We start from the raw sequence: 19,251 nt of genomic DNA, 5'->3' as shown, positions 1-19,251 counted from the left end.
GGTGTCGCCGAGCCTTCCAACGTCGGCGGGCCCAGTCGCCGGTTTCGCCGATGGCAGCCATCACGGCGGCGGACGCGGCGCTCGCCGCGACACCGGCCGGGGGGCCCGTCGCGTGTCCCAGGAGCCAGAAGGTCAGGGTGAGCACGGCCCACCAGGCGGTGAGCGATACGGCCGCACGTCGCGCGCGGCTGGTCCGAGGTGCTGTTGTGGGCATGGGGTCAGCAGCCCTCGCGCGGAGCCACGGCAGGGCGGCGCTGACGCGTACGGGTGGTGAGTCCCAGAACCAGGCACCCGGCGACGGCGAGTACGCCGCCGGCTGCTGTGCAGGCGAGCGTCATCTCGGGGGAGGCGCCCGCTATGCGGGGGAGCGCGTTGGCGGGGGCGGTGGCATAGATCAGCAGGAGGGACCAGCCTCGTGGTCGTACAGGAGCCAGTCGGTGGCGCAGCCGCTCAGGGACTCGGTTCGTCGCCATGGCCAGGCCCCATGGCAGCAGGCCCGGTCACAGGAGGAGCAGCACCGCCGCACCCCACAGCGCCGACAGTGCCACGAGTGGCGGTCCGGCCGGCATGCCCTGCCGTCCCGCCGGTGCCTCTTCCCGCGGCCGTAGTTCCGGGTGGAGCAGCAGCGCCCGCAGCTCCTCGGCGGTGCGCACCGCATGCGGCTCGCGGCCGAGGCGGCGCTCCAGCCATGCCCAGCCGGTGGGGGACAGCTCGACGGGGGAGTCCTCGGCCCGGCCGATCCGGATGCCGTCGCCGGAGTGGTGCACGGACGTGATCACGTTCCACGGGACCCGCCTTACGCGCCACGCCCCGGTCACCCACAGCCCGTCACGGTCGGCAGTGATCCGCCAGGTGAGCGCCGTCGCCATGGCCGTCACCAGCCACGGCAGACTCACGGCGAGCCACAGCCAGTGCCACGACGGTCTGTCCTCGAGCGCGGCCCAGATGCCGCCGCCCTGCACCAGCAGCAGGTTGAGACCCACGACGCGCGAGAAGCCGTGGGCCGTCCACGTGCGCGGGCCCGCCGAGGGCGTCATGCCGGCGGCGATCTCGTCGTAGGGCCGCTGCGGGTTCTCCCGCTCGTGGCGCCGCTGTCCGCGCTCCACCGGCCCAGGGCCGGCCGGCTTCACCGCGGTGACGCTGCACTGCACCGACACCTCGACGTCGTCTTCGTCGTCGAACGCGACGAAGACGACTTCGGCGCCGGCGTAGGGGACGCCGTACAGAACGGCCTCCCGCAGCGGCGGGGGAGGATCCTCGCCCTTGAGGATCTCCGTGATCTTGTCGAGTTCGAGGACGGCTGCGTCGCCGTCGTCCTCGAACTCCTTTTCTTCCTTTTCTTCATCGAAGGCGTACAGCGAATGGAAGTGCAGGATCGGCCGAAGGCCCTCCGGGTCGTCGGCCGCGAACACCCAGGTGCGGCCGTCGTCGTGACCCTCTCGCACCAGCACGTGCAGCACCGGCAGCGGTTCGCGCCGCAGCCGCTGCGCACGCCTCCGTCCGTCCACGCCGTTGGCGAGGAACGCCAGCCCTACGACGGACCCGGCCACCGCCAGCAGCTCCCAGCCGATGGCGTCGTACGGCTCCGCGACCAGCGCCGCCCAGTCGCCGTCCACGACGATGTCGGCCCGGCTGCCCACGGGGAAGTCCTCGGGGTAGGCCGTCTCGAAGCGATGGGTACGCCCGTCGGCCTCCACCTCGACGATGTTGTCGTCGTCCTGCTCCAGGGCCGTGACCCGTCCGGACAGGTGCGTGGCTCCCGCGGCCCGTTCCTCGTACGCGTCGACGACCTGCTGCACCTGCCGGCAGCCGAACCCGGCGACGCCCAGCAGCAGGGCGGCCAGGACGAAGGAGAGCCGGCCCCGGCGGAACGTCCGCGCGGCGGCGGGCAGCGGTTGTGCGACCGGCCCAGCCGCCTCCAGGGCCCGCGCCCGCTGCCACCCGGCGGCGGCCAGTCGATGGATGAGCCCGGCGGTGGTGAACGCGGCGGCCATCAGGAACGCGAACGCGGACGGTTCGCCGAGCGCCGACGTGAAGCCGCCTTCCACGGCGCACCCCGCCAGCACGGCCGCGAGCCCCGCGAGCGCGAGCCGCGGCTGCCGCCACACCCAATACAGGGTCAGCGGCAACGCGACGGCCGTCCCGAGGCCCGGCCAGTCGGTGCCGCACGGGTCGGCGGACGTGCAGGGGGCGACGGGAGCCTCCGCGATGTCCCACACCAGCGAGGTGACCAGCGCCAGCAGCGCCCACAGAGGGTGTGCCCACCGGGCGGGCGCGGCAGCGAGCCAACGCTCGGCGTTCGGAGTCCGCCACTCGGCGGTGCCGGGCGGTATGTGTTCGGCGGGCAACGGCACGGGAGGTCTGTTCACCCGCGCATTATGATCACGCGCGATGTGCCGGACGGCTGGCGGGACGGCGAGGCCGGACACGAGCCCGGGCGTCCGGCCTCCTGCCGCCTTCTCACAAGGCCGGGGCTGTGAACCATCGGCGTGCGTGATCGACGCCCAGAGCGTCAAGACCTCCACCAGCGTTCCGGCCTCGAGCCAGGGCATCGACGCCGGCATGAAGATCGTCAGCAGGATGCGGAGCATCGTCACCGACACGCTCGGACTCCTCCTCGCAGTACTGGTGACCGCGGCCAACGTGCAGGACTCCATCGCCGGCACCCACCTCCTGGACCAGGTCGCCGCCGAACACCCGGACATCCGCAAGGTCTGGGTGGACGGCGGCGACCTCCAGCACCTCGTCGAGCACGCCGCGACCCTCGGCATCGACGTGGAGATCACCACCCGCAAGCCCGGGGCCAGGGGCTTCACCCCGATACCGAAACGATGGGCGGTGGAGCGGACCTACGGATGGCTCATGCTGAACCGCAGCCTGGCCCGCGACTACGAAACCCTGCCCACCCGCTCCGAAGCCCTGATCCACCTTGCCATGACCAGCCTCATGACCCGCCGCCTCACCGGCGAGAACACCGTCTGCTCGCGGGAGCCGAAGAAGACTAAAGAACGGCCGATCTCAGGTTGAAAAATTGGACGAAAACGATCTCTTACGGCGCCTGTATGGCACGCCAGCCCCGAGAAGTCTGGACAACGACGAAGCCCCAGGCCGCTGACCTGGGGCTTCGTTCACGAGTGGATGGGGGGAATCGAACCCGCGCGATGAGCCTGGGAATTACCCGGCACGACGTGAGGTTTGTGGTCGGCCTGGGAAGCGCAACGGGCGCCTACTGCCGGGGCTGGGTCTCCCGAGACTTCGCGTATGCCGCACACCGTAATCGGCTCAGGTGCTCTGCAGGCGCCAGCGCATCTTGATGGTCTCAGGGTTCCGGTCCAGCTCCGGACAGCGCGCGCTCAGGTCGCCGATGAGGTTGCCGAGAAACGCAACCGTCGCTCCGCGGAACTCGCTGCGCAGGCCACCCCTGCTGCCCACCTGACGCGGCACCGAGCGACGAAGCTGCCTCAGGGCGCGTATGAGGTTCCGGCCCCAGCCCGACCTAGCCCTCGTCTCCGACCAACTGCGCTTTCGGATTCGCCCCGCCGTGCTCGGCGAGGAGCTTCGCCACACCCTCAGCGACCGTGGACACGGCCCCCCAGGACACCTCGTCGGACGGGGAGCAGTCGACGAACCAACCCTGAGGCAGGTCGTCGTCCTCTTCGTCGTTCTCCATGATCTCGATCTGCCAGTCGTCATTGGTGATGAACTGGGGTACGGAATTGAAGACGCCGATAAGGGATGCGATCGACTCGGAAAGCGCGTCCCCGTCGACCTCACCGTCCGCGGTAATACGAATGAACATGATCCACCTCAATAAGGAGCTGCCCCGACATGGGGTGCCGGGGCAGCTTATCGTTCATTACTCGGTGGCGCTAGCGCCTCCTTGCATGTGCGCTCATCGCGTTCCTCTGAATATTGGAACAGGCGAGGCAGTGAGGGAGAAGGAGCTGGCGGCGCTTGTTCAGGAGTCCAAGCTTTTTGAGAACCGCGTTCGCCGGCCAGTGGTCAGGGATCCAGTTCTTCGCGCCGGGCGACTTCGTCCCGCAGCGGTGGCAGCCGAATCGGTTTCCGATGGCATTGACAGCCCGCCGCGTTGCTATACGGAAACGCTGCGCGCTGCTCGGAGCAAGGATTCCCATTCGGGCGTACTTGCCCGGCATGAAGATTCCATCGCCGTTTCGCATCCGCTTGGGAATCCTGCATTCACCGTTGGCGTTGTGGACCAGGGTCCCGACACTTCCCACCTTCACGGTGAAGGTGTGCAGGTCGGCAACCGTAAGGTTGAAGACGAGCTGGTCCGGGATTTCGCCGAGGTTGCGCACCTCCGTGACCGGCGCGGATTCCCCGGTCGGCGACTTGAGCCGATCTCCCTTCTTGATATCGGCTGCCGTGGTCCAACCCCTGCCCTCGACCCAGAAGGGGTGTTCAGCCGTGGCCTGGATCGGCGGTGTCGACGCGTTGAAGTCCGTATCGACCTCGATGATCCGCTTCAGGCCGAATCCGGTGATCACGTCGAGCACGGGCTCGGCCGATGTCTCCCCTGTCAGAGGGTCCGTCGCCTCGACGTAGTCCCCGACCTGGAGGGCGGCGATCGGCAGATACGATCCGTCAGCCATCAGTACGGCCGTGTCCGGCGTGAAGGAGTTGCACCGTGAACGCCGGAAGGCGCGCTTGGCACGTGAGTAGTACCGCTTGACGCGGCCTGCCTTGCGGAGTGCGCGTGCCGATTTGAAGCCTCTGACGGCGAGGCGGCCGGCCGAGCCGAAGGCGACGCCGACGCTCATCTCCGCGGCCTTGCGCCAGTTGCCAGTGGCGGCGTACGAGAGGGCGCCGACGGCGGAGGCGACGTTGCCGATGGGGCCGGGGATGTACGAGGCGATCTCCGCGACGCGGGCGACACGCTTGAACATCTTCTTGAAACTGAAGCCCCAGTTCCCGTCGAGGTCCGTGCAGTTGACGGGGTCGCCGCTGCAGTAGTCGTACGGGTTGGCGTTGCCTCCGGGCTGCGGGTCGACCTGGAGGAAGCGGCCGAGCGCGGGGGCGTAGAGGCGGGCTCCCATGAGGATGACGTCGTCGAGCGCCTCGGAGGAGCGCTGCTTGGCGCCGAGCCAGCCGTAGCGCTGGGTGGCCTGGCCCTCGGCCGGAACGCCGAACTCGTCGAAGGTGAGGACCTTCGGCGCGGTCATCGCGGTGTCGAGGGTGACGGCGACGTCGTCATGCAGGTTGACGAACTGCAGTTCCACGTCGCCGGTCGCGGACGTGGTGGCGGACAGGTCGCCGTCCGGGCCGGAGACGTTGCGGGTGAGGGTGCCCTGGGTGGTGTCCTCGATGATCCAGCGGGGCTCGTCGGAGTCGTCCCCGTAATGGTTCAGCTTGCTGGTTGAGTTGGCCCAGGTGCCGTCCGGCTGCTTCACCTCGGTGGTGAAGGCGGTGAAGCGGTGGGCCGGGTCGAGGGACCAGGACTGGCGGGTGTCGCCCTTCGTCTGGGAAGCGACGAGGTCGTTGTCCCAGTAGGTGTTGACCGAGCCGGTGCCGGTGGCCGTGGTGCGTCCGAAGGCGTCGTACGTGTAGCCGGCGGTCAGGAGCCGGTCGGCGCTGTCGTACGAACTGGTCGTGACCGTGCCGCCGGTGGACGTGCAGGAACCGTCCTCGGCAGCGGCGTACACCGTCTTGGAAGTGCGGTTCATGCGGCCGGCGATGCTGCGGCCAGCCTCGTCGAAGGCGTAGGTTCGGGTGGTGCAGCCGGCGATGGTGGTCTGGGCGGCCTTGGTCAGCCGGCCGAGACGGTCGTAGGTGTACTCCTTGCTGTCGGTGGAGTTGGAGTCGGCGGCGACGGCACCCTGGGTCGTCATGTCCAGGTGCTGGCCGTAGACGATCTCACCGTCGGAGACCCGGGTGTACGTGCGGCCGGTGGCGGCGCCGCTCGCGTTGTAGGTGTCCTTGCGGACGTAGCCGCCGGGGTAGGTCTGCTCGACCAGTTGGCCGTCGGGGCCGTACTTCGCGGTGAAGGTGCCGGCGACGGCATCGGTCACGGAGGTGACCATGCCGCGCGGTTCCTGCGTGCGGTCGTAGGTGTAGGTGGTGGAGCCGGTGTTGTCGCTGACCTTGACCGGCTTGCCGAACTTGTCGAACTCGGTCGTGGTCGTGCCGCCGTCGGCGTCCGTGTAGGACAGCAGGCGGTCGAGCGCGTCGAAGGTCCGGCTGATGGTCTTGCCGCTGGCCGTGGTCTTGACCGAGTTACCGGTTACCGGGTCGTACTCGGTGGTGACCTCGGGGAGGTCCTCGCCGAGATCGCCGGTGATCTTCGTGGAGACGATCCGGTCGGCCGCGTCGTAGACGGTGGTCGACGTGCGGGTCTCGCCCGCGTTGGTCTCGGTGGTCTCCTCGACTTCGCCGAAGCGGGAATAGCGGGTGACGCGCTTGACCGGCAGTGTGTCCGGCATGCGGGTGGTGTCCGCGCCGGTGGCCTTGCCGCCGGGGAGCGTGGCGCACGGGTTGCCGGCCCATTCGGGGCGGTTGCCGCAGGCGGCGTCGTCCGGGTTGGCACCGGCCGTGTAGAACACGGTCTTGACCGTCCCGGTGTCGACGCCGTTCGAGCCCGGCCTGCGGGACTCGACCGCGCGGCCGGCCGCGTCGTACTTGATGGTCGCGGTCAGGTTGGCGCCGCCGGTCACGGCGTCCGTGGTCACCGAGGTCTCGGTGCGCAGGGTCCACCCGGAGGTGCCGCCGATCGGGGTGCCGTAGCCGGTCTTGGTGACCCGGACCTCGACGTCGTTCGTGTACCCCTCGATGCGGGCACCGTCGAGGGTGGTGGTCTCCAGGTGGTAGGCCGCCCCGTCCGGCTTGCCCTCGTCGTACCGATGCACGGTGTGCTCGCGCGCGACCACCGAGGATCCGGCAGCGAGCGCGGGCATCGGCGGATCTGCCTGCGCCGGCACCGCCTCGTCGAGCAGTGCACGGAAGACCGGACCGGTCTCCTCCAGGAGGTCCTGGCCGTCGCGGCTGAAGACGCTGCGGGAGTCGAGCAGCGCGGCACGGGCCGCGGAGTCGTCCGGCAGCTCCAGCTCGACGACCTTCTCGTCCACGTTCTCGCCGAGACCGAGCGCCAGGAGGCGGCCGGTGGCATCGAGGGTGCGGACGGTGTTCCCGAAGCGGTCGAACTCGGCCGTGTCGATGTCACCGGCGCCCGTCGGGGACCAGGTGGCGGTGTTCACCTCCTGCGCCGAGGCGTTCAGGTAGTGGACAACCGCCTGCTGGTAGCCGTCCTTACCGGGGACGGTGGTGGTGGCCGTGTTCACGGCCGGGGTGGACTCGACGTCGAAGACGGCGGTTGCGTCCGTCGGCACGTCCGCCTGACCCCACTTCGCGGCGCTCACGCCGTCGAGGTCGTACGGACCGCCGGCCGCCTTGGTCAGCGGAACCTCGTAGACGACGGTCGAGGCGGTCTCGCCCTCGACGACGTCCTTGCTGCCCGGCTTGAGAGCCGGTCGGCGGACCTTGAGCAGGCGACCCGGGTCCTGGTCGGCCCCGGCCTTGCCGTAGTCGAACATCCACGGCAGCTCACCCGCGGTGTCGATCTTCGTGAGACGGTTCCCGGCGTCGTACGAGTACACCGTCTTGAAGACCGCTGTGTCCGCGGCCGAACCCTTACGCGGATCCCACGCCTCCACGAGCCTGCCGAGCGCGTCGTAACGGTAGGCGGCCACGTCGACGGCGTTCACCGCACCCGCAACCGGGTCCCACGACCAGACCTTCACGGCCTTCACCCGGTCGACGACGTCACCGGGCACGGTCGCCGTGGCGGTGGTCGCCGTCGCGTAGACGTACTCCAGCACCTCACAGCCACGTGCCGGGACGGCACCCGTGCACTGGCCGGTGTCGTCCACGCCCGGCTCGGCCTCGCCGATGACGCGCTTGACGAGGGACCGGCCGTCGGTCGTGTCATACACGTACCGGCTGGTCGACGCCGCGTCCGTACCGGAGACGGAGTCCACGACGTGGATGTCCGAGCCGGTCTGCTTCTTGAAGCGGGTGATCGTGCCGTCGTCATCGGTGAGGACGTAGTCGGCGCCGGACGCGGCGAGGACCAGTCCCTCAGAGCCGGGCTCGGGGCTGAACGTGCCGTCCGAGCTCTTCGCGAAGGTGATGGTCGAGTCGTCGTAGCCGGTGATGACCGCGACGTCCTTGCCCGGGAAGGTCAGCGCGTGCAGCTCGTTGTCCGTGACGCCGCCCGCGGCGCCGCCGGCCCACTGCGGACCGAACGGGGCGACCAGCTCACGCAGGGACAGGTGGTCGAAATAGACGGCCTTGCCCGAGTCTGCGACAAAGCCGTTGTACACGCGAAGGAAAGCCGCCGTGGCATCCTTCGGGACCGTGACGTCGAGCGTCAGCTCGGCCCATGCGTCGGTGTACGGCACCCTCCGGGAAACCTTCGCGACCGTGCCCGACGGGGTCGTGACCCCGGCATACAGGCTCAGACCACGCGAGAACTGCGGGGACAGGCCAGTGGCCGACGGTACGTAGGCCCAGGCGGAGAACCGGTAGGTCTTGCCCGGTTTCATGCCAAGACGCAGGGCACCTCCATCGCCGCCCACAGAGGCGAAGGTGTCCCCTACCGTGCTGCCGATCGGCAGGAGCTTGAGCGAGTCAGGAGACCCGTCCTGGCCGAGGTTGGTGACCCGGCTCAGGGCAGCGGTGGTGGCGGTGAAACCGGCCGTGTCGGTGGAGACGTCCTGCTGGTTGACGGTCAGGCGCTCGCCCTGCGGCATCCAGCCGCGCTCCGTGCCCCGAGAAGAGGCTGTACGAGACGACGACAGACCGAACTCGTCGGCGTCCGTCACGTTGACCGAGTAGTCACCGTTCAGCAGGTTGACCGAGCCGGGGCCGACATCATCCGAAGCGGCGCCGTCGGCGTTCGGGTCGACCGTGAAGCCGCGCCACTCACTGATGTACGCGGCATCCGCGGCGTTGTCCGTGTACAGAGTGGCACGGACCTCGACGACACCGCCGATCTGGCCGAGGGTCTCCAGGACCGACCAGTTCGCGTACTCACCGATCTGCGACAACGGCGTCTTGACCGTGGTGATCGGGGTGTTGTCCTGCTTGGTCAGGTTGGCGAGCGGGATGTTGTAGACGCTCGCGCCCGGACCACGACGCCACTGGTAGGTGACCTGCGTGTACTTCGGCTGCGCGTCGACCGCGATCTTCACCCGGCGGGCGCTGACCGCTCCTTCGGCCGGCTGGAGCATCGCGCCCTGGCCGACCAGGAAGTCGTACGCCACCGCCGTGGAGACGTTGCCGGCCTTGTCCTTGGTCTGGACCCGCAAGATGCGGTGACCGTCGGCAGGCGGGGTGATGGACACTGTGGTCGTGCCGGTCGCGGCGACGGTCACCGCGGCGGCGCCGTCCAGCGAGTAGATGTACCCGGACAGATCCGTGGTGCCCGACGCCGGGGTGAAGGTGAACTTGCCCGGTGTCCCACCGCCGCCGTGCCACAGGTTGTCCTGCGGGTAGTCAGTCGAGGAGACGAACGGCGCGCCGGGCTTGGTGGTGTCGACCGTGAAGGTCTGCCACGCCGACCACGTACCGTTCCAGTGCTGGCCGTCGTAGACCGCGGCCCGCCACTTGTACGAGCCTTGCGCCAGCGCTGTTCCGGGCGTCCAGGTCGCCGTTGCGCCGGAGGCCACGAACGTCGAGCTGCCGGTCTGCAGGGCAGCCGTGCCGTCCGACTTCCATATCTCGAACTTCAGCTGGACGGTGTTGCCGTCGGCATCGACCGCCTTGCCTGACAGGGTCGGCGTGGTGTCGTTCGTCGCCGCGCCGGTCAGCGGGGACAGCGGCGTCGCCGGGCCCGGCTTGGTGTTGTACGTGACCGAGACGTACGGCGTGTTGGAGGCGGCGTTACCGGAGTTGAAGCGCTTCCACGAGTACGGGTCGGACTCGTCGGTCGCCTTGATGCCCATGGCGTTGCTGCTGTTGCCGTTGGCGGCCCAGGCGGCGGCGAGGCTCGTGATGTTTTGTGAGACCCAGCCGTCCGCGCACGACGAGGAGAAGCCCTTCGTCGCGGTCGTGGTGGCCCACTTGGTGTTCCAGTTTGGCTGGCTGGTCCACCGGCTTGCGGTCGAGGCGTGCGGGGTGTCCCACACTTCCCAGCTGCTCGGTGTGCAGGACCACGAGTGGTAGTTCCACAGGTTCAGGTTCGCGCTCAGGATCTGCTTACCCGTGATCTGCGCCATGGGGAAGTGCAGGAAAGAACGCGCGATTTGATCGGTGCCGTTGTTGCCGATCTTCAGTTCCGTCGACGTCGACATGTCGGTCGTGTAGCCCTGCTGCACGAACGTGTCGAAGCTCACCCCGATGTTCACGGCAGGGTCGACCGTCACCGGGAACTGTCGCGCCGGGTCGGCGAGGAAGGCCGCGTCTGGCGTCAGCGTCAGGTCGACAGTGTCACCGTTCTGCGTGACCGCCAGCCCGACATCGGCCCTATTCTCATGTTCGCCGGTGTTCGGGTCGACCGCCGCGTCCCACATCACCGGCGCAGGCAGGACACCTGCCTCCTTGCCGGTCTCCTTGTCCAGGAACGTCACCGAGCGGTCGGCGTTGGCCTTGACCGTCAGTCCCTTGGCCTGGAGCGTCATCGTCACCGAGCCGTTGGCGTCGACGGCGCTGCGGTCCTTCAGCTCCAGGAATTGCTCGAAGCCGGTACGCGTCGACTCGATCACCATGTCGGTGCCGGTCGTGACACCCGGGTACCGGGCCTCGGTTCCCTCCACGACAGGATCGGGGAGAGCACCATGCCACGAGAGAGTCATCTCGTGACCCTCGCCGCTGTCGAGGGATACAAGAGGCACGGCCGGCGTCGTCTTCTCGCCCGGCTCCCCGCCCGATTCCTCAATCTTTGCGACCTCCGCCGCCGACGACTCGCCGGCCAGCGTCAGATCCAGGGGGTGGGCCACCGCATGGACCCCGCCGTCCGGCACGTCGACCAGGCTCGCATCGACCGTGCGCCACGTGCCGTTGTTGTCCTTAAACCGGACCGGGCCCGTGTACGACTCCAGCGACATCGAGCCGTCCGGATTCGCCCAGCTCGTCGTCGACTCGGTCCGCTCCCCCGTCACCTCGATCCGCCGGTCCTGCAGCCGTGCCATCAGCAACGCTGAAGCAGAATCCTCGGCCTCTGCAGGACCCTTGATCTGCGGTTCCTCGGCAGGGGCGGCCCGCGGCGGCTCCGCGGCCGCCATCCCTTCCATCAGCCCAAACGTCATCACCAACGCCGTGGCCAGGGCTATTCGCCTTATCCGGCCAGGTGACGGCAGCGGATGCCGCTCACGCAGAGCGGTCGTCCGTCGTCTCATCCTGTTCATTCCTCCGCATCACTTGTCACCAACAGGTGATCGGAGGGAACTTATCGAAATCGAATATCGATCAGATGTGGATGAGTAGTGATCAAATCCGCTTTCTGTACGGGAAACGTGCCGCAATCGTGCTCGGCGTGCCCAACACTGGGTCGCCGAGAAGCAGTCCCCCTCTTCTCATGAGGGGCCCGCTGCCAGCCGGGCAAGCGCGCGATTCAGGACCGCCAGTGGCAGGGCGCCCGCTCACCCGCTCACCCTCCATCTACCGCCGGGCGTGCTGGCGCTGCAGGCGGCGGGGGCACCGCATTCGGTGAGGCCGATACGCGCGCCCGGGCTGTCCGCTACCCGATGCACCACGGCAGCCCGTGGGCTGCCTGGCGGCTTCCCTGCGCCCCGTGAGCCCTTTCTCTGCGCGGCCACCGCGCCGACGGATCGAGGCCGTCGGCATCGGCGTCGCGGCAACACGCGGCTGCGACGACCACGACGCCGAGATGTTCTCCCTGGTCCTCCTCGGCACCGCCCTTCTTCACGCGGACCAGTCGACGACGCGGAACTCCACCAGAGCCACGCACTGGCTCGCTGCTGAGCGCCGCCGACGCCGGCAGCGAGTGCGCCGCCCGGAACAACCTCGCCGTACTGCTCCTCCGCATAGGACCGGCGAGCCGCTCGGCCCCCTAAAACCCGCCCTGTCCCTCGTCACCGGCTCCCACTGGATCAAGGCGTTTCCCTTGAACCTCGGCGAGGCTCACCTGCGACGGGACCGCCCCGAAGAGGCCTTGCAACGCTTGCGGGCCGCTCCGGCGACGGAGAGCCGCGAAGAAGACCGCCGTGTCGAGGGCATGGCGCTCCAGCTCCTCGGCGCGGCCCACCGCCACCTGGGCAAGTTTCGCCCCGCTCTGGACCACTATCACCAGGCAGTGGAGGCGCAGCCGTCAGCAATCGCTTGGCCAAGCCGGTGCCCTAGATCAACTGGTGCGCCTCTTCACGGGCCGCTACCCGGACGCTCTGACAGTCCGGGGATCGGCGGGCGCGGCCGTGGCCGATCTGAAGCCCCTTCTCAGCGCGCCAGCAGCGTTCGTGTAGCCCGACCGCAGCGCCGCGTCTTGGCCCGTGCCGTCGATCGGCAGAGGTTCCGGTTCTTCCGCTGCCTCCGCAGGCGACACTCCTTGCTCCAGCTGATACTCGATCGTGTGGATGGATCACCACTGAGCAGGGCAAGCGAGCTCGGCAGTCGTGGTGCGGTCGTGCTTCGGCAGTGGGGCGAGGGCGATTCCGTTGTGCAGCTGACGCGGCTGCTGCACCGTGCCTATTCCGCTCATGCGGCTGAAGGGCGAACCTTCTTTGCCTCGTACCAGTCGGAGGAGGACACGGCGCACAGGCTCGGCAAGGGTGAGTGTTGGCTCGCGCTGAGGGCCGGGGCAGTCGTGGGCACGGTGACGCTGGCAGCGCCGTACGAGGCACCTGAGGAGTATCCAGCTCCGGTGGGGGCGGGAGCGTTCTGGCAGCTGGCGGTGGATCCAGAGTGCCGCGAATGGGGACTCGGGCAGCGACTGCTCGCCTTGGCGGAAGAACGCATCAGTGCGCTCGGTTCGGAGCAGGTGGTGATTGATACGTCGGCTGAGGCGGTGGACCTGGTCGGTTGGTATCGCAGGCGTGGTTATGCGCCGGTCGGGTCCTGGCGGTGGGGTGTGACCAACTACGAGAGTGTCGTGCTCATGAAGGACCTTGCGCCGGGTGGGCAGGGGCGGTGACCGGATGGCCGGTGCTGCGTGTGGCGGCACCGGCCCTCTGAGTGGCTACTGGCCGAGCGCGCGGCCGGCCTCACGCGCGGCGATCGTGAGGGCTTCGTCCAGAGCCTCCACGCGGCGTCCGCCAGCGCTGGCAAGCGGGCCCTTGCCGCCGGTTCCGCCGCCGACCGTGCGGGCTGCCGGGATGAGGATGTGGCTGGCGTCGGTGCCGGTGGCGTGGAGGCTGTGGGTGATGGCGGCGGCCAGGAGAGCCTTGCCGTTGTGTTCGGTGCCCAGGACGACGACCGCCTGATCGCTGTTGAGGTGGTCGGCGGTTCGGTGGGCCAGGGTGCGGAGCTCGTCGGGGCTGAGGCCCGTCACCCTCTCGGTGACGACCCGGCCGCCGGTGACTGTCCTGGCGGAGGTGGCGAGGCGTCGGGCGTGGTCGCGCAGCTCGGTCTCGCGGAGGCGGGCGAGTTCCCGTTCGGCGGTGGCGAGGGTGTCGAGGAGCTTGCGGAGGGCGTCGGGGGCGTCTTGGGGACGGGTGCCGAGGAGGGTGGAGAGTTCTTCGAGGAGGCGGCGTTCGGTGTCGTAGTAGTCAAGGGCGTCTCGGCCGGTGAGGGCTTCGATGCGGCGGAGGTTGGAGCCGATGGAGGCTTCGCCGACGATGCGGACGGGGCCGCCGTTGGAGCCGTGGCCGATGTGGGTGCCGCCGCAGAGTTCGCGGGAGAAGTCGCCGATGTCGACGATGCGGACGTGTTCGCCGTACTTCTCGCCGAAGAGGGCGGTTGCCCCGGCGGCCTCGGCTTCGGCGCGCGAGGCGTGCCAGACGCGGACCTCGGGGTCGGCGAGGAGGCTGTTGTTGACGAGGGTCTCGATGGCGGCGAGCTGGGTGCGGTCGACGGCGGAGAAGTGGGCGAAGTCGAAGCGGAGGCGGCCCGCGTCAACGAGCGAGCCGTGCTGGCGGGCGTGGTCGCCGAGGGTGCGGCGGAGCATGGCGTGCAGGACGTGGGTGGCGGAGTGGGAGCGGGCGACGGCATCGCGGCGGGCGCCGTTTACCAGGGCCTCGACCTGCTCTCCGGTGCGGATCTCGCCTTCGGCGACGCGGACCGTGTGGACGTGGAAGCCCTCCAGACCCGGCTTGGTGTCCAGGACCTCCAGGAGCGTGCCGTCGGCGGTGCGGATGGTGCCCGTGTCGCCTACCTGGCCGCCGGCCTCGGCGTAGAAGGGGCTCCGGTCCAGGACCAGTTCGACGGTGCTTCCCTCGGCGACGTGGGGCACGACCGTACCGTCGGAGATGAGACCGAGGACGGTGGCCTCGGCGTCGAGGCGGTCGTAGCCGACGAAGTCCGTACGGCCGTGGCGGGCGGACAGTTCGCGGTAGGCGTCCTGACGGCGGAGGGTCTCGGCGGTCTTGGCCTTGCCGCCGGCCTTGGCGCGGCGCTGCTGTTCGGTGAGCAGGTCGGCGAAGCGGTCCTCGTCGACGGTCAGCCCGGCGTCGCGGGCGGCTTCGATGGTCAGCTCGACCGGAAAGCCGAAGGTGTCGTGTAGCTCGAAAGCGGTCTCGCCGGTCAAGGTCGTGGACCGGTTGTCGCGGCTGCGGGTGATCGCGGCGCTGAGGAGGCGGGTGCCCTGGGCGAGGGTGCGGGTGAAGGACTCCTCTTCGGCGGTGACAACCTGCTCGATGAGGGCGGCCTGGGCGGTCAGCTCGGGCCAGACGTCGCCGAGGTTGCCGATGACGCTGGCTGTGGTCGGGGCGAGGACGGGCTGGTCGATGCCGAGAAGGCGGGCGTGACGGATCGCGCGCCGCATCAGGCGGCGCAGGACGTACCCGCGACCGTCCTTGGCGGGCAGGACGCCGTCGGCGATCAGGTACGCGATCGAGCGGGCGTGCTCGGCGACGACCTGGAACGAGACCTTCTCCTCACCGCTGCCGGGGTACTCGCGGCCAGCGAGTTCCTGGACCGTGGTGAGGGTGGGACGGAGCAGGTCCGTGCCGCAGACGTTCTCGACGTCCTGGAGGATCGCGGCCAGGCGGTCGAGGCCGAGACCGGTGTCGATGCTCTGCTGGGCGAGGTCCCCGAGGATCGGGAAGTCGCCCTTCCCGTCGCCCTCGCCGCGCTGGTACTGCATGAAAACGAGGTTCCAGATCTCCACGTACCGCTCGCCGTCGACGGCCGGACCGCCCTCGCGGCCAAAGGCGGGCCCCCGGTCGTAGTTGACCTCCGAGCAGGGGCCGCAGGGGCCGGGGACTCCCATGGACCAGAAGTTGTCCTCCATGCCCAGGCGCTGGATGCGCTCGGCGGGGACGCCGATCTTGCGCCAGAGCTGTTCGGCCTCGTCGTCGTCCTGGTAGACGGTGATCCAGAGGCGGTCCTTCTCCAGCTGGTATCCCTGGGTGAGGAGTTCCTAGGCGAAGGCGATGGCGTCGGCCTTGAAGTAGTCGCCGAAGGAGAAGTTGCCCATCATCTCGAAGAACGTGGCGTGCCGGTTCGTCCGGCCGACGTTGTCGATGTCGGAGGTGCGGGCGCACTTCTGGATGGTGGTGGCGCGCGGGAAGTCCGGGGTGACCTCGCCGAGGAAGTACGGCTTGAACTGGTTCATGCCGGCGTTGGCGAGCAGCAGCGTCGGATCGGACGGGATGAGCGGGCTGGACGGGACCTGGCGGTGACCGCGCGAGGTGAAGAAGTCCAGGAAGGTGGAGCGGATCTGCGTCGAGCGCATGGTGGTGTGGCCCTCACGGAAGAGTCGTGGAGAGATGGGGGTCGATCACACGCCGAGCCGGGCCGAGAACAGGGACTGAGGGGTTCTCAGTTCTCCAGCTCGACGCAGATAGCTCGCGCCCCCACGGTGTAGACCATGACTCCAGATCCGTTGCTTGAGGTGGCGCAGCCGACACCGGACGCAACGGTCCGCTGCGACTGCACCACCCACGCTAGCGGGTCGGCAGTCAAGATCGCCGAGGTTTTCCCGTCCTGTCACTCCAACGAGATCAAGGACAGGAGCGCGTCGGCGAGGTGGGCGGTCTGGGGCAGGACGATGCTGGCGCCGGCCCGGGTGAGCGCCGTCGGGCTGGAGAAGCCCCATCCGGCGCCGATCGGGGTGACGCCAGCCGCTCGGGCCGCGTGCATGTCGGACGGCATGTCGCCGACGAACACGGCGTGGTCGGGCGCCACGCCGAGTTTGTCGAGGGCGAGCAGGAGGCCGTCCGGGGCGGGCTTCGGCGCCGCGTCCTCGTAGCAGACGACGACATCGATCAGGTCGAGGACGTCGGGCGGCAGGAGCCAGTCGACCCGGCGGCGATTCCGCAGGGTCACGAGGCCGGTGGCGGCGCCTGCTGCCCGGAGCTCGGAGAGGGCGGCTGCGACGAGCGGGAACGGCTCGGCGGTGAGGATGGCGGTGGCCGTGGCCGCGTCCCAGCTGTCCTGGTCGATCGTTCCCACGTGGCCGAGTTCGGCGAGGACGTGCTCGCGCGGGCTGGTCGCGGCCCATGATGGAGGGTCGGCGATGGCGACGCGGCGGCCGAGTGCGGAGGTCGCGAAGCCCGCCAGGGTGGCGAGCTGGGCGTGGTGGCTGTCGACGAGGACACCGTCGAGGTCGAACAGCACGGCCCGCTTCACTCGGCCCCGTCCTTCCGAGGTGTAGGCAGGTCGGCCTCGGTGAGGACGGTGTGGAGGGTGAGGTTGTGCTCGGCCAGCAGGGCGCGTCCGCCGAGCGGGCGCTCCAGGACGCAGAGCGCGTCGGTGACCGGGGTGCCGGCCATCCGCAGGATGCGGGCCATGGCGAGCAGCTGTCCGCCGGATCGGACCACGTCGTCGACGAGGACGGTCCTGCGGCCGGTGAAGGGCGCGCCTTCGATCTGCCGGCACGAGCCGTACCCCTTCGGCCGGCGGCGCAGGAAGACGGCGGGCAGGCCGGTGGCGGCGGACAAGGCGACGACGAGGGGGACTCCGCCGAGCTCGATGCCCGCGAGCAGCTCGGCCTCGTCAGGGACGAGGTCCGCCATGGCGGTGGCGGTGTCACGCAGGAGCTCGGGGTCGGAGGCCAGGCGGTACTCGTCGAAGTAGCTGTCGAGTCTCGCGCCGTCGGCAAGGTGGAAGGGGGCAGAGACGAGGGCGGTTTCGGCGAGCCGGAGGGTGAGGTCGGTCAGCCGGGTGTGGGTGGTCATGCTCCTCCGATCGAGGTGTGGTGGAGCGTGGCGAGGTGGTCGCGGAAGGCGTCGGCGGTCTCGACGGCGCGGAGGAAGCCGAGGGGCCGGGTCGGGGTCTCGTACAGCCACTTCTCCTCGCGCAGGAAGGCGAGCAGCCGCAGGGCAGTCGGCCCGGCGAGGAGGATCGGTACAGGGCGAATGAAGATTGAGCAACCACTACTCCCAGGGACAAGCCTGGGCGGTACGTCGCCGAGAGCGGTCTGGGACGGCTTCCACGCGCCCCGACTGACACAGGCGCGGCGTCTCGCCGGGCTCACGAAGCGCGAGGTCGCAGACGGCATTGGTGTGTCTGCGGCCGCTGTAGGCCAGTACGAGGCGGGCACCAGCCGCCCTCGCCCTGAGCTGATTCCTCGGCTCGCTGAAGTGCTGGACGTGCCGATTCAGTTCTTCGTCGCTGGCCGGCCGATGGGCAAGGTCGATACCTCCATGGCGCACTTCCGGGCTCTGCGTTCCACTTCCGGGGCCCAGCGAGAGCGAGCCCTCGGCTTCGTCGAGCAGGTATGGGAACTCACTCATGCCCTTGAGAAGCGGGTGCAGCTTCCACCCGTGAACCTTCCAGGCTTCACAGGGGGCGAGGTGTACCCCGGGGTCGATCTACCTGACGATCCGGTGGGCGCTGCACGAGCGCTACGGCGCCACTGGGGACTGGGCGATGGACCGGTGCGCCATCTGGCACGCCGGATGGAGTCACACGGCCTCATCGTGGTGGCACCTGTAGAGGCCGACGAGGCGGCATCCAAGGTCGACGCCTTCTCCAGTTCCGGCCTACTGCGTCCTGTCGTCGTGCTCACCCCCAATCGCGCTGATGATGTCTACCGATATCGCTTCAGCGCGGCCCACGAGCTTGGGCACCTGGTCCTCCATGCAGGTGCCACCGGTGACAGCCGTCTGGAACGGGAGGCAGATGCTTTTGCCGCAGAGTTCCTCACCCCTCAGAAATCGATCCTCCCTCTGCTGTCGCGGCGGGTGGACCTGGCGCAGCTGGCTGGCCTGTCCCAGACCTGGGGCGTGTCAGTGAGTTCGCTCATTTACCGGTATCGGGAACTCGGGCTCGTCTCAGACGCGACGATCAGCCGCGCATACCAGCGGCTCCGGGGCCTCAGCGGCCAGCCGGGCTTCGCTCCGGAATCGGTCCGCGGTTACCCCGGGGAACAGCCGGTGATGCTTCGCAAGGCATTCGAGCTGGCGGAACAGGACACTGGATTGACGATCCGCGCGCTTGCTGCGGAACTTGCTTGGAAGCCGGCGAGGGTGCGTGAGCTGTTGGGGATGCCCGACAGTCGCCCTGTGCTGAGGCTCGTCTGACGAGTCGCTGGGGAGGGGAGGGCTGCGCCGCTCCCTTCCCCAGCGGTTGCCAGCGTTCTGCGAGTTCCATTGCCGACAGACCCGGACATGGGATCTGTGCGCGGGGACGCCGCTTAATGTCCCGGCCTTAGCCCCGGCTTTCAGCGCAGGCCGTACGCGTGCTTGTAAGGGGTTTGGGCGTCCGTGGCCCGGAGGAAGTGCGGCTCCTTCTTGGGCCTGCCGCCAGCCGTCCTGCAGGCTACTCCGATCGGGGCGCCGCAATCGCGGCACTCCCAGTCCAGGGCTTCCGTCAGCCCTTGCTGCTTGATCTCGGCCATCACAGCCCTGCGCTGTTTCCACCAGGCTTCCCTCTCGGGGCCCGTTGCAGGTGGCTCCGATTCCTGCTGCAGACGGAACGCACGCTGGCGTTCGGGGTCCGCGAGAGGTCCCGACAGGGCCTTGGTGACGACGGCGGTCTCAGCCGCTGCTTCGCCGGTTTCCAGCTCCGCCTTCAAGTCGTCGATCTGCTGACGCAGGTGCCGCTCGAAGTCGTCCAGTGTTGCCCCGGGATGCGCTTCTGAGAAGTCCTGGGTCTCCAGGTAGAAGCGGCAAAGAGCGTTGAGTGTGGATCGCGCCCTGTGGTTGGTGAACTCGCGCATTGCGGTCCTGTTCGTCCTCT

General features: G+C 69.0%; 10 protein-coding genes and 3 pseudogenes. 4 read left to right on the top strand and 9 right to left on the bottom strand.

Annotated features, from left to right (window positions below; all coding sequences use genetic code 11):
- Positions 1-218: 218 nt before the first annotated feature.
- A complete protein-coding gene (locus ACF1BN_RS23675) occupies positions 219-473 on the bottom strand; it encodes a hypothetical protein (protein WP_392333580.1) in 255 nt (84 codons plus the stop codon).
- A gap of 27 nt (positions 474-500) precedes the next feature.
- Entirely contained in the window at positions 501-2,369 is a 1,869-nt protein-coding gene (locus tag ACF1BN_RS23670) for a hypothetical protein (RefSeq protein ID WP_392333579.1), read from the bottom strand.
- 94 nt (positions 2,370-2,463) lie between these two features.
- Here ACF1BN_RS23670 and ACF1BN_RS23665 point away from each other — a divergent pair.
- Positions 2,464-3,027, top strand: a pseudogene (locus ACF1BN_RS23665) (transposase); the annotation flags it as partial.
- Between the two features lie 469 nt (positions 3,028-3,496).
- Here ACF1BN_RS23665 and ACF1BN_RS23660 read toward each other — a convergent pair.
- Positions 3,497-3,799, bottom strand: a complete 303-nt coding sequence (locus ACF1BN_RS23660; protein WP_392333578.1) for a hypothetical protein — start codon at positions 3,797-3,799, stop codon at positions 3,497-3,499.
- Between the two features lie 70 nt (positions 3,800-3,869).
- The gene (locus tag ACF1BN_RS23655; RefSeq protein ID WP_392333577.1) at positions 3,870-11,144 is read right to left on the bottom strand and encodes a DNRLRE domain-containing protein; all 7,275 of its coding nucleotides are present in this window, start codon (positions 11,142-11,144) and stop codon (positions 3,870-3,872) included.
- Positions 11,145-11,842: 698 nt separating this feature from the next.
- Between ACF1BN_RS23655 and ACF1BN_RS23650 the strand changes: the two are divergent.
- Positions 11,843-12,268 (top strand): annotated as a pseudogene (locus tag ACF1BN_RS23650) (tetratricopeptide repeat protein); the annotation flags it as partial.
- A 249-nt stretch (positions 12,269-12,517) separates the two neighbouring features.
- Positions 12,518-13,102, top strand: coding sequence for a GNAT family N-acetyltransferase (locus ACF1BN_RS23645; protein WP_392333614.1), 585 nt, complete (start codon positions 12,518-12,520; stop codon positions 13,100-13,102).
- A gap of 45 nt (positions 13,103-13,147) precedes the next feature.
- On the opposite strand, the pseudogene alaS reads toward ACF1BN_RS23645, so the two are convergent.
- From alaS to ACF1BN_RS23625, 4 genes and pseudogenes are all read right to left on the bottom strand, one after another.
- Positions 13,148-15,802: pseudogene (gene alaS, locus ACF1BN_RS23640) on the bottom strand (alanine--tRNA ligase).
- A 254-nt stretch (positions 15,803-16,056) separates the two neighbouring features.
- Positions 16,057-16,698, bottom strand: a complete 642-nt coding sequence (locus ACF1BN_RS23635) for an HAD family hydrolase (RefSeq protein ID WP_392333576.1) — start codon at positions 16,696-16,698, stop codon at positions 16,057-16,059.
- Entirely contained in the window at positions 16,695-17,246 is a 552-nt protein-coding gene (locus tag ACF1BN_RS23630; RefSeq protein ID WP_392333575.1) for an orotate phosphoribosyltransferase, read from the bottom strand. Before ACF1BN_RS23630 ends, ACF1BN_RS23635 begins: the two co-directional genes overlap by 4 nt.
- A complete protein-coding gene (locus tag ACF1BN_RS23625; RefSeq protein WP_392333617.1) occupies positions 17,243-17,545 on the bottom strand; it encodes a hypothetical protein in 303 nt (100 codons plus the stop codon). The genes ACF1BN_RS23630 and ACF1BN_RS23625 overlap by 4 nt, the downstream gene beginning before the upstream one ends.
- On the opposite strand from ACF1BN_RS23625, the gene ACF1BN_RS23620 reads away from it, so the two are divergent.
- Positions 17,427-18,593: a helix-turn-helix domain-containing protein gene (locus ACF1BN_RS23620; RefSeq protein ID WP_392333574.1), complete on the top strand. Its 1,167-nt coding sequence runs from the start codon at positions 17,427-17,429 to the stop codon at positions 18,591-18,593. The genes ACF1BN_RS23625 and ACF1BN_RS23620 overlap by 119 nt on opposite strands.
- A 140-nt stretch (positions 18,594-18,733) precedes the next feature.
- Here ACF1BN_RS23620 and ACF1BN_RS23615 read toward each other — a convergent pair whose 3' ends face one another.
- Positions 18,734-19,231 (bottom strand): hypothetical protein, encoded by a 498-nt coding sequence (locus tag ACF1BN_RS23615; RefSeq protein ID WP_392333573.1) that lies wholly within the window; start codon positions 19,229-19,231, stop codon positions 18,734-18,736.
- Positions 19,232-19,251 lie beyond the last annotated feature (20 nt).

Source organism: Streptomyces sp. NPDC014861 (assembly GCF_043081625.1).
In the GTDB taxonomy this organism is placed as follows: Bacteria; Actinomycetota; Actinomycetes; order Streptomycetales; family Streptomycetaceae; genus Streptomyces.
Note: the sequence above shows the minus strand (reverse complement) of the source record. Positions and strands in the feature narration are given on the sequence as shown.